Source organism: Agrobacterium sp. CMT1, from assembly GCF_037203725.1.
Classification (GTDB): domain Bacteria; phylum Pseudomonadota; class Alphaproteobacteria; order Rhizobiales; family Rhizobiaceae; genus Agrobacterium; species Agrobacterium pusense.
The window spans coordinates 655,557-670,755 of sequence record NZ_JBBCAR010000007.1 but is presented as its reverse complement, the minus strand read 5'-3'; the positions used below and the strand labels follow the sequence as shown (position 1 = coordinate 670,755).

Here is a 15,199-nt window from a genome sequence, read left to right as displayed (position 1 = left end):
TTTCCCTTTTTTTGTTCCCCGCCGGGTTGTCGGACGCCATATTGAGTTTGGAATTTCCTCTTTTGCAAGCATGAAATTTGCTGCATGAGCGAAAAATAGGCCCAAAACTAAATGGCTCAAAATTTGTTCATCAATGAAACATTGGGACTTGCTTTTCAAAAAAACTGACAATAGCATCATCTGGAATGGAGGAATATTCCTTAGCAAAGTCAAATAGTTAGAATAACAGACCTTGCACATGACGACGGGAAAAGCGTCAAACATTCAAACAGATAAAATCCAAAAAGGGGAAAACCACAATGAAGAAGCGCAGCGTTCTCTTTGCCGGCACGGTGGCGGCCATGGCTCTCGCGGGCTCTGCCGCCCACGCCGAGCGCGGCAGTGACGGCGAACTGAAAATCCTGTTCTGGCAGGCCGTATCGACGCTTAATCCCTATCTTTCGGGTGGCACGAAGGAAGTCTACAGCTCGTCCATGGTTATCGAGCCGCTGGCGCGGTATGACGAAAAGGGCGAGCTGGTGCCGATGCTGGTGACCGAGATTCCGACGATCGACAATGGCGGCGTCGCGAAGGATCTGCTCAGCATGACGTGGAAGCTGAAGACCGACGTGAAGTGGTCTGACGGCACGCCCTTCACCGCAGAGGATGTGATCTTCACCTGGAAATATTGCACCGCACCCGATGGCGGCTGCGCGCAGGCGGCACAATATGAGGGCGTGAAGAACGTCGAGGCCATCGACGCACACACCGTCAAGGTCAGCTTCACGGAGCCGAAACCCTACCCCTATTCGGCATTCGTGGGCGCACAGTCGCCGGTCATCCAGAAGAAGCAGTTTGAAAAATGCGTCGGCGCGGCAGCTCCCGGCTGCACCTCCGCCAATTTCGGCCCCATCGGCACCGGCCCCTTCGTCGTCAAGGATTTCAAGCCGAACGACGTCATCAGCTTCGTTGCCAACCCCAATTACCGTGACCCCGCGAAGCCCGCCTTCGCCACGGCGACCCTGAAGGGCGGCGGCGATGCCGCTTCCGCCGCGCGCGCCGTGCTGGAAACCGGGGAATTCGACTATGCCTGGAACATGCAGGTCGAGCCGGAAATCCTCGCCACCATGGTGGCGGCCGGCAAGGGCAAGCTGGAAACCGCCTTCGGCACGCAGGTCGAGCGTATCAATCTCAACTGGTACAATGCCGATCCTTCGCTGGGCGACAAGCGCTCCACCAAACAGGCCGGTCCCCATCCGGCCATTTCCGATCCCGCGGTACGCCGCGCGCTTTCACTCGCCATCGACCGTGAGGTCATCGATGAAGCAGGTTACGGAGAAGCGGGCAAGCCGACCTGCAACATCGTACCGGCTCCGGAAGCCGTAGCTTCCACCAAGAATGACAGCTGGTGCCTGAAGCAGGATGTGGAAGGCGCAAACAAGCTATTGGACGATGCCGGCTGGGTGAAGGGTGCCGATGGCATTCGCGCCAAGAATGGCGTGAAACTTTCCTTCCTTTACCAGACGTCCACAAACTCGGTTCGCCAGGCCACGCAGGAACTGGTGAAGGACATGTGGTCGCAGATCGGCGTCGCTTCCGAACTGCGCAATGTCAGCGCCTCGGTCTTCTTCGGCGGTGACCCGGCGAGCCCGGATACCTTCCAGAAATTTTATGCCGACGTCGAAATGTACACCAACAATTTCGACGGTACGGACCCGGAAAAATATCTGGCGGAATGGCTGTGCGACAAGATTCCGGCCCCTGAAAACGGCTGGCAGGGGCAGAATATTCCGCGTTACTGCAACCCGGAATTCGACAAGCTTGTGGGTGAACTCTCCAAGACCGCCGACCTTGCCAAGCGTGCGGAGATTTCCAAGCAGCTCAACGACATGCTGACGGAGGAAGGCGCGCATATTCCGCTCATCCACCGCGGCAGCGTTTCCTCGCATTCGCTGACGCTGGAAGGCGTGCGCATGAATGCCTGGGACTCGGAACTCTGGAACGTCGCGGACTGGTCCCGCAAGAAGTAACACGCAGATGCGCCGGCTTCTCCCCCGGAGAGGCCGGCCTTCTGCATGCCCCTGGACCATGTTCTGAAGACACATTTGCCGCGTTAAGGCGAAATAGCTCCCAATTTTCGCTCTGCCGCGCTCTGGGTCTGGAGAGTTTCAGATGTTTACCTTTACGCTCCGGCGGCTAGCCTTTGCCGTTCCGACGTTGCTCGTCATCAGCTTCGTCATCTTCGCGCTGCTTGATCTCGCGCCCAACGATCCGACCGGCGACCTTCCCCTCACCATCCCGCCTGAAGTGCGTGAGCAAATCCGTGCCTCGCTTGGCCTCGACCAGCCCTTCTTCATCCGTTACCTGATGTGGCTGCAGCAATTCTTCATCAACGAGCCGCTGAACCTCTTCGAAAAGCTGACCGGCTGGCAGATCGGCGATGGCAGCCGTATGCGGGTGCTTTCCTGGGCGACACGCAGCCCGGTGGTCGATCTCGTCATCCAGCGCATGCCGCAGACACTGTGGGTGGTGGGCCTTGCCTATCTCTTCGGTGCGCTGCTGGCGATCCCGATCGGGGTGATCTCCGCCTACAAGCAATATTCGATCTTCGACCAGATCGGCACTTTCGTCTCCATGGTCGGTTATTCGGTGCCGACCTTCTTCACCGGCGTGCTGCTGGTCGTCATCTTCAGCTCTTACCTGCAATGGTTCCCTTCAGTCTACGACACCAATCTGAGGGTCACGGACTGGGTGAGCTTCGTGGCGCAGGTGAAGCAGATGTTCCTGCCGGTGCTGGTCCTGACGCTCTATAACGTCTCGCAGATCAGCCGCTTCGTGCGCGCCTCCATGCTCGACAATCTGCATCAGGATTACGTGCGCACCGCACGCGCCAAGGGCGTGAAGGAAAAATCCGTGCTGCTCATCCACGTGCTGCGCAACAGCCTCATCCCGGTCGTAACGGTTATTGCGCTTGGGGTGCCGACCATCTTCTCCGGCGCCATCATCACCGAGCAGATTTTCCGCGTGAACGGGCTTGGCCAATTGCTGATAACAGCCGTTCAGGGGGCGGATATTCCGCTGGTTCAGACGCTGACCTTCATCTTTGCGGTGCTGATCGTGCTCTTCAACCTGATTGCCGACGTGCTTTACGGCATTCTCGACCCGAGGATCCGCTATGACTGACGCCACCATTACAGCACCGACGGTTGCGGCCACCCCCACGCAATCCGCCCTTGCCGATATCTGGAAACAGTTTCGCGTTCACAAGGGCGGCGTGGCGGGGCTCTTCGTCTTTATCTTCATCCTGCTCGCGGTCTATGTCGGGCCTTATATTCACACCGTTGCTCCGAACGCCATCAATGTGAAGGCGCGCAACCAGTGGCCGTCGCTGGCGCATCCCTTCGGCACCGATAATCTTGGCAAGGACATGCTGGCGCAGGTCCTGGCCGGCGGGCGCATTTCGCTTGCCGTCGGCATCACCGCCATGCTGCTGGCTCTGTTCCTCGGCACGCTGGTGGGTGTTCTGTCAGGTTATTTCCGCAGGCTGGACGGACCCTTGATGCGCCTCACCGACCTGTTCCTGGCCCTACCGCTTCTGCCGCTGCTGCTCGTCATCCTGATGCTGTTTCGCGACACGCTGCGTGCGGCCTTTGGGCCGGAGACTGGCATCTTCATCCTGATCGTCTTCGTGATCGGGATAACCAGCTGGATGCATACAGCCCGCATCGTGCGCGGTGATGTGCTGACGATCAAAAGCCAGGAATTCATCATGGCTGCGAAATCGAGCGGCATGCGCGAATACCGCATCATCCTCAGGCATATTCTGCCGAATGTGCTGAGCTCGATCATGGTCTCCGCCACGCTCGGCATCGCTGCCGCCATCATCACGGAATCCGCCCTCTCCTTCCTCGGTCTCGGCTTCCCCTCCGACTTTCCGACCTGGGGACGGCTGCTGTTCGACGGCGCGAACTTCCTGCAACTGACGCCCTCGCGCGTGTTGTGGCCGGGGCTGGCGATTTCGCTGACGGTTCTGAGCGTGAATTACATCGGCGATGCCGTGCGCGATGCGCTTGATCCGCGGGCGCTGAAGAGCTGAACGCTTCCCTTCCCTTATCCCTGTGCTTGTCACAGGGATTCAGCCAGCCCAAGTGCTTGGGCTGAAAGGATTCTACCCGTCGCGCAGGCGCGCGTCGGCTGGATTCCTGTGACAAGCACAGGAACGAGGTTGAGGGTATCGCGGCACAGAAGCGGGACGCGTCCTAGTGATAATTCACCTTTTCTGCATCCAGAATGCTGTCCGCATCCAGCGCGGCAATCGGGATATCGTTCCGCGCCGGAATATCGCCAGAAAGCTGAAGCGCGAGATAACGCCCGCAGCAGACCCGCAGGAACGAGGTGAAATTGCCGAGATCGTGCCCGGCATCGATCGATTCATTATAAAGCTTGGCGATGAGCTGCACGCTGTTCATGCCGTCGCGCCGCGCGATCTCGTCCAGCGTCGTCCAGAAAAAGTTCTCAAGCCGGACACTGGTGACCATGCCATCGATGCGGAGCGACCGCGTATGGCTTTCCCAGAGCGCCGGGTCTGCCTTGATGAAGAGCTTGCACATGGTTTCCTCCCTCACCACGCCTGAGATATAGGCGGAAAACGGGGCGGGAAAAAGCCCCGTTCGCCGGTCTTATTTACCAAGCACCGCCATGAACTGCGAAAGCCAGGCGGGATGGGCGGGCCATGCGGGCGCCGTCACCAGCTTGCCGTCGGTCACCGCCGCATCGATGGCGATATCGGCATAGGTGCCACCTGCCAGCTCCACCTCCGGGCGGCAGGCGGGATAGGCCGAGCAGGTGCGGCCCTTGAGCACACCCGCAGCCGCCAGCAATTGCGCGCCATGGCAGACGGCCGCGACAGGCTTGTCTGCCTCGAAGAAATGTTTCACCGCCGCCAGCACGTCCGCATTGAGCCGCAGATATTCCGGCGCACGGCCACCAGGAATGACCAGCGCATCGTAATCCGCCGGTTTGATATCGGCGAAGGTGGCATTGAGCGCGAAATTATGGCCGCGTTTTTCCGAGTAGGTCTGGTCGCCCTCAAAATCGTGGATGGCCGTGGCGATGGTCTGGCCCGCCTTCTTGCCGGGGCAGACGGCGTGCACCGTGTGGCCGACAGCGAGCAGCGTCTGGAACGGCACCATGGTCTCGTAATCCTCGGCGAAATCACCGGTGATCATCAAAATCTTCTTCGGCACGTCTGCTCCTCCCGTTTTAGAATGCCTTTGGGCACCCTAACAGGAGGGATCGAGATGCGGGTATTATGGCAATACTACATGCCCGATAAAGGAGATATCAGCCGGCCGGCGGCTCCGGCCAGCGCCGGACGCCACCACCCCAATCCTCGAACGCTTTCGAAAGCCTGAGCACGAACAGGTCCTCATAACGCGGGCCGACGATCTGCAATCCGATGGGCATGCCGGATGCCGAGAAACCGCAATTGATCGAGGATGCCGGCTGTTCCGACATGTTCCACGGCACGGTAAAGGCGATATGTTCGAAGGGCCGTGCAGGATCGTTGGTGGGAGAAGCCCAGTCGGCAGGATAGGAGACGATGGGGTTAACGGGTGAAATCACCACATCAACGGACTGCATCAACCTCCCGCAAACTTTACGCATTTCCATGGTCTGGTTGAAACCGAAAACAGCACGCGCGCCGGAAACATCTGCGCCCTTTTCCGCCCATTCGTGAATATAGGGAAGGATCGCGGCACGACGATCCGCGCTCAACGCCACCATGTCGCCCCAGAACTTCGCTCGCCAGAAATCATCCAGCCCGTCGAGCATCTCACGCGTCAGCACCGGCTCGACCGGGATGACAATAGCGCCGGCCGCCTCGAACAGTTTTGCAGCCGCGACAACGGCGTCGCGCACCTCTTCGTCCAGCGGCAGGCCGCAGCCCGCATCCAGCATCAGTCCGATTTTCAGGCCTTTCACATCAATATCGAGGTCCATCCAGTCGATGCTGTTCGGCGGCAGCGATGTGCCGTCGCGCCAGTCCGGCCGCGAAAGCGTTGCCATGGCATAAGCCGCATCAACGACCGTGCGCGTCATCGGCCCGGCACAGCGGCCGGTGTAATAGGGATCAACCGGGATACGACCCTGGCTCGGCTTGAAGCCGAAGAGGCCCGTCCACCCCGCCGGCAATCTTACCGAGCCGCCAATATCCGTGCCGATATGCAAGGTGCCGTAACCCGCAGCACCGGCCGAAGCAGCACCGGCGCTGGAGCCGCCGGGATTCTGGGTGGGGTCCCACGGGTTGCGGCTGAGCTTATGGAAGCTGGAAAGGCCGGAAGAGAGCATGCCGTAATCCGGGCACGTCGTCTTGGCATAGATAATCGCGCCATCCTCACGGCAACGGGCGGCCACCGGCGCGTCTTCAACCGCGGGCAAAAGCTCCACCGCCCTGGTGCCGAGCGGCACAGGATGGCCTTTCGTGGCGATGAGTTCCTTCAGCGAGACCGGAATTCCATCGAGGGCTCCCAGCGTTTCACGCTTTTGCCAGCGCTCCGTCGAGGCCAGCGCCTGCCTGCGCGCATCCTCCGGATCATAAGCGTAAAGGGCGTTCACAACCGGCTCGAATGCCTCGATACGCGCCTCCACCGCCTGCCAATATTCCGATGGCGAGAGTTTCTTTTCCAGGTAAAGCGCCAGAATTTCGAGCGTGTTGAGGTGTATGAGATCGGTCATGGCATCGTCTCGTCAGAAAAACAGGAAATAGCGGCGATATCGGCTTGAAGCGGTCAGCTTGTATCGCGCGGGTCCAGCAGGTCGCGCAGGCCATCGCCGAGAAGATTGAGGCCGAAGACGGCGAGCGCAATGGCAAGGCCGGGCATGATGGCAAGCCAGGGCGCCGCGCCGAGATAGGTCTGGGCGTCCGCCAGCATCCGCCCCCAGGTGGGGGCCGGCGGCGGCATGCCGAGACCGAGGAAGGAAAGGCCTGCCTCCGTCAGTATCGCAAGACCCAGCTGGATCGTCACCTGCACGATGATCTGGTTGGAAATATTCGGCACGATATGAAACAGCGTGATCTTGGCGCGGTTCTGGCCGATGCTGGTGGCGGCGGTGATGTATTCCCGCGCCCATATCTGCAGCGCAGCGCCAAGCGTCAGCCGCGCAAAGACCGGCACCATGAATGTGGCGATGGCGATGATGGCGGTAAAGCGTCCCGTGCCGATGAAAGCACCGAGCATCATGGCCGACAGGATGGGCGGCACGGCGAAGATGATATCGCAGATGCGCATGACGACGGTTTCGGTAAAGCCGCGCAGCGCCGCGACCGTGACGCCGATCGCCGTGCCGATAAAGGCGCCAATGGCGACGGCGGCAATGGCGGTGGAAAGTGAGTTCCACGCACCGGCCATCAGCATGGAGAGCACATCGCGGCCAAAATGGTCGGTACCGAGACCACCGTAGACGAAGGGCGATTTCAGCTTTTGGACGATCTGCATCTTGGTGGGCGAAACCGGCGTCCAGACTAGCGACAAAAGGGCGACGGCGACGAGAAAGGCCGTGACGACAATGCCGATAACGAAGGCCGGGCGGCGGCGGATAAATCGCATCATCGCGCACCTGCCCGCAGTCTCGGGTCGATGAAGAGATAGGCTATATCGACCACGAAATTCATGATGATGACCAGCGCCGAGAAGAACAGCACGACGGACTGCATGACGACGATATCCCGCTGGGTCAGCGCCTGATAGGCAAGCCGGCCAAGGCCCGGCAGGTTGAAAACGTTTTCCACCAGCACCGCACCCGCAATGAGGAAGGTGAATTGCAGGCCGATCATGGTGACGACGGGTATCATCGCGTTCGGCACCGCATGCCGCCACAGCGCCACTCGCTCGCTCAGGCCCTTGGCCCGGGCGGTGCGCACGAAATCCTCGTTCATCACTTCAAGCACGGCGGAACGGCAGACGCGGGTAAGAACGCCGGCCTGTGACAGCGCAAGAGCGACCGCCGGCAGGATAAGCGCCGTGAGACCCGCTGCAAAGCTTGGCGACCAGCCGGGAAAACCGCCAGCCGGCATCCAGCCGAGCGTGGTGGAAAAGACGATGATGAGCAGCAACCCGACCCAGAAGCCCGGCACGGCAATACCCACATGGGAAAACAGCCCGGCCGCGAAATCCAGCGCCCCGTTGCGGTTCCTCGCCGCCGCTACGCCGAGCGGAATGGCGATAGTGACGGACAGGCAAACGGCCAGCAGCGCAAGCGGCAGCGTCACGGCCAACCGCTCGACGATCAGGCCCGCCACCGGCACGCCATAGGTATAGGATTGTCCGAGATCACCGCGGAACACCCCGGCCAGCCAGTGAATGTAGCGCAGCAGCAGCGGCTGATCGAGACCCATCTGCTTTTGCAGTGCGGCCAGCGTATCCGGACTGGCCGAGGTTCCCAGCATGATGGCGGCCGGATCACCCGGCAACAGGCCCATGACAAGATAGATGATGAGCGAGACGGCAAACAGCGTGATGACGAGGCTTACGAGACGCCGGATGAGGACGGCTAACATCTGGCATCTGCTCCTTGCGATACTTTACGCGCGACGGCTGGAAAGCTCCACACTCTCCCGTCATGCCGGACTTGATCCGGCATCCAGCCGACGCGCGTCTGCGCGGCGGAGGGAGCCTTTTCAGCCCAAGGACTTGGGCTGGCTGGATGCCGGATCAAGTCAGGCATGACGGAAGACATGAGTATCGTCAAACGTCACTCTTCCCAATGCACATCCGTCAGCACATTCGAGGGAATGGGCTCGTTTTCCCACAGCCCTTTCACCTTCTTGTCCCAGACCCCGAGCTTCGGCATCACGAACAGGAACAGCGCCGGCACATCTTCGGCGAGGATTTTCTGGGCGTCGCCATAAAGCTTTTCCTGCTCAACCGCATCCGCCGTCTTTTCGACGCTGGCGATGACCTCGTTGAAGGCCGGGTTCTTGTAGTTGAAATAATAGGGATCACGGGAGTAGATATCGATATCCATCGGCTCGGCATGGGCGACAATGGTCATGTCGTAATCCGCACCCTTCAGGACGTCCGCCACCCATTTGGCCGGAAATTCCGTGGTCTCGATGGTCATGGTCACGCCGATTTCAGCCAGCATCGCCTGCAGGATTTGCGAGGTGCGCTGGGCATAGGCCATCTGCGGGGCCTTGATGGTGAAGCTGAAACCGTCCGCATACCCCGCTTCGGCAAGCAGCGCCTTGGCCTTATCGATATCATAGGGATGAACGCCCGTTGTATCGATGTATCCGCGATCATTCGGCGTATAGTGACTGCCGATGGCCGTTCCGAAACCGGACCATGCACCCTCGATGACGGTGCCACGATCCACCGCCATCATCAGCGCCTGGCGCACGCGCTTGTCGCTGAAGGGCTTGCGGGCACTGTTCATGCCCGCCACGACCTTCAACTCGGTATTGCCGACGAAGGTGCCGAGGCGGGCATCGCCGTCAAACGAGCTCATCAACTCCGGCGCACCGAATTCCGGGAAGGCGTCGATATCGCCGGATTTCAGCGCCGCCGCCTGCGCCTGCGGATCGGAGACGAAACGGAACGTCGCCTTTTCCAGCTTTACCGACACGGCCTTGTCCCAATAGGCGGCGTTCTTCTGCAACTCCACCTTGTCGCCCTTGGCCCAGTTCACAAATTTGAACGGGCCGGTGCCGACGGGCGTGGTGCGGTTGGTCTCTGCGCTCTTGGGCGCGACCATGACGGAGGCCGGCCAGCCGAGCCAGTAGATGAGGCTGCCGGCGGGCTGCTTCAGCTTCAGCACCAGCGTGTCGGCATCCGGGGTCTCGATACTGTCGATCGCCGCAAAGAAGCGTTTCTGCGGATTGACGGAAGCTTCACCACGCGCCCGGTCCAGCGAGAACTTCGCGACGGAGGAATCGAACGCCTCGCCGTCATGGAAGGTGACACCCTTGCGCAGCTTGAAGGTGTAGGTCTTGCCATCAGGGGAAATTTCCCAGCTTTCGGCGAGCTGCGGCTTCACCTTGCCCTTGCTGTCGATGGTGACGAGACCTTCGAAAATATTCTGCCAGGTGACCTGACCGATGGCGACGGGAGCGGCAATGGTCGGATCGAGACCGGTCGGCTCTACCGTCATGCCGAGCGTCAAAGCGGTTTTCGCCGCAGCTTCGGCCTCAGCAATCGAGAGCGGCAGAAAGAGCGCCGTGCCGAGAGCAAGCGCCAGCGCGGTACGGCGCGAGAGCTTCGCCGCCTGCGAAAGATAGGTACGTGGCATCCTTTAGTCCCCTGTCTGGCGGCCGGGGCATTTTTGCCCTTCCAAAGACCACCCGTTGCAAAAAGAGTGTCATGTTGCAGGCGCACACACAATCATGATTTTTGTGTGCTCCGTGTAGCTGAAATGGCTACACGGGAATGCGGGTGAAAATCAACCTTGGTGGGCAATTCCGGGAACGTCTCCGGTTCCTCGCCCCGCCGAGGAGAAGAAACTACCCTGCCGTCGCCTCACGCATGAAACGCTCGATGAAATCGGCAAGCTTGGAAGCTGCGAAGGACAATTGCCTGTCGGGCGCCACACAGAGGTCGATCTGGGTGTGGATACCCTTCTTGCCCGAGAGCGGAACGGCGACCATCTGGCCGCTACGGATTTCGCGCGCCACCGAAAGCGCCGGCAGCAGCGTGGCCGCGGCGTGGCCCAGCACCAGCTCTTTCAGCATTTCCAGCGAACTGGTGATGAAAACGGGGTCAAGTTCGATATCCGCCTCGGCAAAAAGCATATCGAAGGCCTGCCGCGCGGCAAAACTCTTGTCCGGCAAGGCAAGTGGCAACCCGGCCAGTTCCTTCAGCGACACCTCCGGCTGACCGGCAAGGGCATGACCGGCGGGAAAGATCGCGTCGTAATTGATGCGCGTGCGCGAGCGCACCTTGACCCCGGAAACCTTTGGCGCAAACAGGCTGACAACGAGGTCTGCTTCCGCAGCCCCCAGCGCTTCCATGGCTAGGCGCGCACTTGTGATATGGACCTCGAAACGCAGCTTCGGATATTTGAGGCTGAACTGCGCCAGCACCGGCGCCAGAAGGTTGGCCACTGTAGCGCCATTGGCGTAAATGGTCACCCGGCCGCGCTGCAGACCTTTGAGATCGTCGATCAACTGGTGCACATGGTCGAGTTCGCGCAGCGTCTTGCCGGCGCGGGCGGCCAGCAGCTCGCCCGCCGCCGTTAGCTTCACGCCACGGCTGGAACGCTCTACCAGGGGCGAGCCGAAATAATATTCGAGATTTTCGATCTGCCGGCTCACCGCCGTCGGCGCCACATTCAGGTTTTCCGCCGCGGCGCGCATGGAATTGGTGCGGACGAGTTCATCGAAATACATCAAGGCGCGCAATTGCATGGGTGGTACCTTATTCGGGTGGGCTGGTGTGCGGCTCACCATATCATCGCAGCGTCGCGAGAGAATACTTCACCCGGAAAGATCGCCGCTTGTTTCTTCCCCCGCCGGGGAGAAGGTGGTGCGCAGCGTCGGATGAGGGGGCGACGGTGGAGAAATGCGGAGAGCTTGCCCCCTCATCTGCCCCGCTCGGGGGCATCTTCTCCCCCTCGGGGAGAAGAAAAGGAGGCACCCCTACCCCATTACGTCCGCTTGAAACCCTCGCTCGCCACCAGCAGCTGCCTCGTGTAATCCGCGCTGAACTCGCGGCTTTCCAGCGCCTCGGCCTCCAGCATTTCCACCACCTTGCCGCTTTTCATCACCGCCAGACGGTCGCACATGTGGCTGATGACGCCGAGATCGTGGCTGACCATGACGAAGGTGAGGTTACGGTCCTTGCGGGCCTGTTCCAGGAGGTTCAGGATTTCAGCTTGAATAGACGCATCAAGCGCCGAGGTCGGCTCATCGAGCAGCAGGATTTTCGGCTCGACGATCAGTGCGCGGGCAATGGCGATGCGCTGGCGCTGGCCGCCGGACAGCTGGTGTGAATAACGGAAGCGGAAACCGGAGCCGAGACCCACCTCGTCCAAAGCGCGGGCAATGCGCTGTTCGCGATTGTCGAGACCGTGGATGACCAGCGGCTCGAGCAGCAGCGCATCCACCGTCTGGCGCGGGTGCAGTGAACCGTACGGGTCCTGAAACACCATCTGCACATCGCGATAAAAGCTCTTGTCGCGGTGCTTGCCCGAATAGGAGCGCCCGGCCACCATCAACGAACCTTCATCGAAATGGTTGAGGCCGGCGATGGCGCGCAGCAGGGTCGATTTACCGGAACCGGATTCACCGACGATACCGAAGGATTCACCCTCGGCCACATCCACGCTGACGCTGTCGAGCGCGATGTAACCGTCGAAATCCACCACCATGTCTCTGATGGAAAGAACTGTGCTCATGCGCGCCACTCCGGCTTGCGTTCCAGAACGGGCAGCGGATGCCGATGGCCGCCAATTTGCGGCAGACAGTTCAACAGGCCCTGCGTATAGGGATGTTTCGCTTCCTTGAGGTTAGCGGAAGCAAGCTCTTCCACCACCTTGCCGGCATACATGACGAGAACCCGGTCGCAGAAGGAGGAGACGAGCCTGAGATCGTGGCTGACGAAGATCAGCCCCATGCCGCGATCGCGCACCAGCTTGTCGAGAATGTCGAGCACTTCCAGCTGCACCGTCACATCGAGCGCCGAGGTCGGCTCGTCGGCGATCAGCAATTCCGGACCGCAGACGAGCATCATGGCGATCATGACGCGCTGGCCCATGCCGCCGGAAACTTCGTGTGGAAAGAGATCGAAGACGCGCTCGGGATCACGGATCTGTACTGCCTCCAGCATGGCAAGCGTGCGCTGGCGCGCTTCGCTGGAGCCAATCTTTTCGTGGGTACGCAGCGTTTCCATGATCTGGCGGCCAATGGTCATGACCGGGTTCAGCGAATATTTCGGATCCTGCAGGATCATGGCCATACGCTTGCCGCGCATGAGCCGCCGCTCTTTTGCCGATGCCTTGAGCAGGTCGATATCGCCGAAACGCAGCGTATCGGCCTCGATCCGGGCATTTTTCGGCGTCAGACCCATGATGGCGCGGCCAGTCTGCGACTTTCCGGAGCCGGATTCGCCGACAATGCCGAGGCGCTCGCGCCCCAGCGTGAAGGACACGCCGCGCACCGCCTCCACCAGCCCGGTGCGGGTGGGGAAGGAAACGCGCAGGTTCTCAACCGTCAGAAGAGACGCACTCATTGGCCCGCCTCCTTGGGATCAAGCGCATCGCGCAGACCGTCACCCAAAAGGTTGAAACCGAGGCTGACGATCAGGATCGCAATACCCGGCATGGCGGCGACCCACCATTGATCGAGAATGAAACGGCGGCCCGAGGCGATCATGGCACCCCACTCCGGCAGCGGCGGCTGTGCGCCAAGGCCGAGGAAACCGAGGCCCGCAGCAGTGAGGATGATGCCCGCCATATCGAGCGTGACACGCACGATCAGCGACGACATGCAAAGCGGCATGACGTGTTTCAAGACGATGCGGAAGGGCGACGCGCCCATGAGCTTCACTGCGGCGATAAAATCGGAATTGCGGAAGGTCATGGTTTCAGCGCGCGCGATGCGCGCATAGGGCGGCCACGAGGTGACCGCGATGGCGAGCACCGCATTTTCAATGCCAGGCCCCAGGGCCGCTACCAGCGCCAGCGCCAGAACGAGCTTCGGAAAAGCGAGGAAAATATCGGTGATGCGCATCAGAACCGCATCCACCCAGCCGCCGGCATAACCCGAGACCGTGCCGACGATGAGCCCGATGGGTGCGGCGATGATGGCCACCAAAAGCACGACGAACAGGGTCAGGCGCGAACCGTGGATGAGACGCGAGAGAATATCACGGCCCTGATCGTCGGTGCCGAGCAGATAACCGGCAGTGCCGGGCGGCAGAAGCCGGGCATTGCGCAGATCGCCCTGCACCGGATTATGTGGCGCCAGCACATTGGCAAAAATCGCCACGAACAGCAGCGCGATGATGATGCCAAGGCCAAGCAGCGCCAGCCGGTTTTCCGAAAAGCGCCGCCAGATCACATAGGCGCGGCCAAGCCGCGCCTGCCTGCGCGAGGCCGGCCGGTCGGAGAGCAGCCATTCGCGGCTATAGGGTTTGAGTGTATCGGTCGAAATCGTCATCGGCTGCGCGTCCTTGGATCGAGCGTCCGGTAAAGCAGATCGGAGAAGAGATTAATGCCGACGAAGATGGCGCCGATCACGATCGTGCCGCCGAGAACGGCGTTCATATCCGCATTCTGCAGGGAATTGGTGATGTAGAGGCCAAGCCCCGGCCAGGCGAAGATGGTTTCGGTCAGCACCGAACCTTCCAGCAGACCGGCATAGGAGAGCGCAATCACGGTCACCAGCGGCACGGCGGCGTTGCGCAGCGCGTGGAACCAGATGATACGCGTTTCCGAAAGCCCCTTGGCGCGGGCCGCAACGACATATTCCTGGGCGAGCTCGTTCAGCATGAAGGAGCGCGTCATGCGACTGATATAGGCCAGCGAGAAATAACCGAGCAGCGAGGCCGGCAGGATGATGTGGCGGAAAAGATCCCACAACACGTCCCATTGCCGCTGCCAGATGGCGTCGATCAGGAAGAAGCCAGTGACTGGCGTGAAGGTGAATTCATAGACGATGTCCATGCGTCCAGGATAGGCCACCCATTGCAGCCGGGCGTAAAACACCAGCAGCGCCAGCAGGCCGAGCCAGAAGATCGGCACGGAATAACCGATGAGGCCGATGACACGCACCACCTGATCGGCAAAGCTGCCGCGCTTGACGGCGGCCAGAACGCCGAGCGGAATGCCGAAGACGGCTCCGATGATCGTGCCGATCGTGGCAAGTTCGATCGTCGCCGGGAACACCCGCTTGATGTCCTCCATCACAGGATTGGTGGTGAGGACGGAGGTGCCGAAATCGCCCGAAAGCGCCTGCTTCAGATAGATAAAGAACTGCTGCCAGAGCGGCAGGTTGAGGCCGAGCTGCTCACGGACGCGCTCGACCACATGCGCAGGCGCGCGGTCGCCGACGATCGCCAGTGCGGGATCGATCGGCACCACGCGGCCAATGAAAAATGTGACCGCCATCAGCCCCAGAAAGGTGGTGATGACGGTGACGGCGAAGCCGAGAATGGCCTTCGCGCGGGCGTTGGCACGGCGTTTGCCCTGCCTCGCCCGGCTGTTTGCTTCAACGATGCTCAAG

Annotated in this window: 14 protein-coding genes; 3 read left to right on the top strand and 11 right to left on the bottom strand. The window is 60.7% G+C overall.

Translation table 11 applies throughout. The features are described 5' to 3' along the window. Nucleotides 1-299 precede the first annotated feature (299 nt). The 3 genes from WA845_RS11650 (at nt 300) to WA845_RS11640 (ending at nt 4,075) form a co-directional block, all read left to right on the top strand. Nucleotides 300-2,009, top strand: coding sequence for a peptide ABC transporter substrate-binding protein (locus WA845_RS11650; RefSeq protein WP_004445265.1), 1,710 nt, complete (start codon nt 300-302; stop codon nt 2,007-2,009). 142 nt (nt 2,010-2,151) lie between these two features. After that, a complete protein-coding gene (locus WA845_RS11645) occupies nt 2,152-3,162 on the top strand; it encodes an ABC transporter permease (protein WP_112553814.1) in 1,011 nt (336 codons plus the stop codon). Then, nucleotides 3,155-4,075, top strand: coding sequence for an ABC transporter permease (locus tag WA845_RS11640; RefSeq protein WP_004445269.1), 921 nt, complete (start codon nt 3,155-3,157; stop codon nt 4,073-4,075). The genes WA845_RS11645 and WA845_RS11640 overlap by 8 nt, the downstream gene beginning before the upstream one ends. Nucleotides 4,076-4,238: 163 nt before the next feature. Here WA845_RS11640 and WA845_RS11635 read toward each other — a convergent pair whose 3' ends face one another. From WA845_RS11635 to WA845_RS11585, 11 genes are all read right to left on the bottom strand, one after another. Next, nucleotides 4,239-4,589, bottom strand: a complete 351-nt coding sequence (locus WA845_RS11635) for a ribbon-helix-helix domain-containing protein (protein WP_004445271.1) — start codon at nt 4,587-4,589, stop codon at nt 4,239-4,241. A gap of 69 nt (nt 4,590-4,658) precedes the next feature. Continuing rightward, nucleotides 4,659-5,207, bottom strand: coding sequence for a DJ-1/PfpI family protein (locus tag WA845_RS11630; RefSeq protein ID WP_081093377.1), 549 nt, complete (start codon nt 5,205-5,207; stop codon nt 4,659-4,661). A 115-nt stretch (nt 5,208-5,322) separates the two neighbouring features. Next, entirely contained in the window at nt 5,323-6,717 is a 1,395-nt protein-coding gene (locus tag WA845_RS11625; RefSeq protein WP_112553812.1) for an amidase, read from the bottom strand. A gap of 53 nt (nt 6,718-6,770) precedes the next feature. Then, entirely contained in the window at nt 6,771-7,592 is an 822-nt protein-coding gene (locus WA845_RS11620) for an ABC transporter permease subunit (RefSeq protein ID WP_162719134.1), read from the bottom strand. After that, nucleotides 7,589-8,539, bottom strand: a complete 951-nt coding sequence (locus WA845_RS11615; RefSeq protein WP_004445279.1) for an ABC transporter permease — start codon at nt 8,537-8,539, stop codon at nt 7,589-7,591. The genes WA845_RS11620 and WA845_RS11615 overlap by 4 nt, the downstream gene beginning before the upstream one ends. A 194-nt stretch (nt 8,540-8,733) precedes the next feature. Continuing rightward, nucleotides 8,734-10,269 (bottom strand): ABC transporter substrate-binding protein, encoded by a 1,536-nt coding sequence (locus tag WA845_RS11610; RefSeq protein ID WP_037091444.1) that lies wholly within the window; start codon nt 10,267-10,269, stop codon nt 8,734-8,736. 211 nt (nt 10,270-10,480) lie between these two features. Then, nucleotides 10,481-11,383: a LysR substrate-binding domain-containing protein gene (locus WA845_RS11605; protein WP_112553810.1), complete on the bottom strand. Its 903-nt coding sequence runs from the start codon at nt 11,381-11,383 to the stop codon at nt 10,481-10,483. Nucleotides 11,384-11,622: 239 nt separating this feature from the next. Further along, nucleotides 11,623-12,372: an ABC transporter ATP-binding protein gene (locus tag WA845_RS11600; RefSeq protein ID WP_037091442.1), complete on the bottom strand. Its 750-nt coding sequence runs from the start codon at nt 12,370-12,372 to the stop codon at nt 11,623-11,625. Then, nucleotides 12,369-13,205 (bottom strand): ABC transporter ATP-binding protein, encoded by an 837-nt coding sequence (locus WA845_RS11595; protein WP_034496847.1) that lies wholly within the window; start codon nt 13,203-13,205, stop codon nt 12,369-12,371. Before WA845_RS11595 ends, WA845_RS11600 begins: the two co-directional genes overlap by 4 nt. Continuing rightward, nucleotides 13,202-14,134, bottom strand: a complete 933-nt coding sequence (locus WA845_RS11590; RefSeq protein WP_004445289.1) for an ABC transporter permease — start codon at nt 14,132-14,134, stop codon at nt 13,202-13,204. The genes WA845_RS11595 and WA845_RS11590 overlap by 4 nt, the downstream gene beginning before the upstream one ends. Continuing rightward, nucleotides 14,131-15,198: an ABC transporter permease gene (locus WA845_RS11585; RefSeq protein WP_004445291.1), complete on the bottom strand. Its 1,068-nt coding sequence runs from the start codon at nt 15,196-15,198 to the stop codon at nt 14,131-14,133. The genes WA845_RS11590 and WA845_RS11585 overlap by 4 nt, the downstream gene beginning before the upstream one ends. Between the last annotated feature and the right edge of the window lies 1 nt (nt 15,199).

Bases quoted from the DNA above. Each gene is read 5' to 3' on its own strand.
- WA845_RS11650 (WP_004445265.1), top strand. From the start codon at position 300: ATGAAGAAGCGCAGCGTTCTCTTTGCCGGCACGGTGGCGGCCATGGCT.
- WA845_RS11645 (WP_112553814.1), top strand. From the start codon at position 2,152: ATGTTTACCTTTACGCTCCGGCGGCTAGCCTTTGCCGTTCCGACGTTG.
- WA845_RS11640 (WP_004445269.1), top strand. From the start codon at position 3,155: ATGACTGACGCCACCATTACAGCACCGACGGTTGCGGCCACCCCCACG.
- WA845_RS11635 (WP_004445271.1), bottom strand. From the start codon at position 4,589: ATGTGCAAGCTCTTCATCAAGGCAGACCCGGCGCTCTGGGAAAGCCAT.
- WA845_RS11630 (WP_081093377.1), bottom strand. From the start codon at position 5,207: ATGATCACCGGTGATTTCGCCGAGGATTACGAGACCATGGTGCCGTTC.
- WA845_RS11625 (WP_112553812.1), bottom strand. From the start codon at position 6,717: ATGACCGATCTCATACACCTCAACACGCTCGAAATTCTGGCGCTTTAC.
- WA845_RS11620 (WP_162719134.1), bottom strand. From the start codon at position 7,592: ATGATGCGATTTATCCGCCGCCGCCCGGCCTTCGTTATCGGCATTGTC.
- WA845_RS11615 (WP_004445279.1), bottom strand. From the start codon at position 8,539: ATGTTAGCCGTCCTCATCCGGCGTCTCGTAAGCCTCGTCATCACGCTG.
- WA845_RS11610 (WP_037091444.1), bottom strand. From the start codon at position 10,269: ATGCCACGTACCTATCTTTCGCAGGCGGCGAAGCTCTCGCGCCGTACC.
- WA845_RS11605 (WP_112553810.1), bottom strand. From the start codon at position 11,383: ATGCAATTGCGCGCCTTGATGTATTTCGATGAACTCGTCCGCACCAAT.
- WA845_RS11600 (WP_037091442.1), bottom strand. From the start codon at position 12,372: ATGAGCACAGTTCTTTCCATCAGAGACATGGTGGTGGATTTCGACGGT.
- WA845_RS11595 (WP_034496847.1), bottom strand. From the start codon at position 13,205: ATGAGTGCGTCTCTTCTGACGGTTGAGAACCTGCGCGTTTCCTTCCCC.
- WA845_RS11590 (WP_004445289.1), bottom strand. From the start codon at position 14,134: ATGACGATTTCGACCGATACACTCAAACCCTATAGCCGCGAATGGCTG.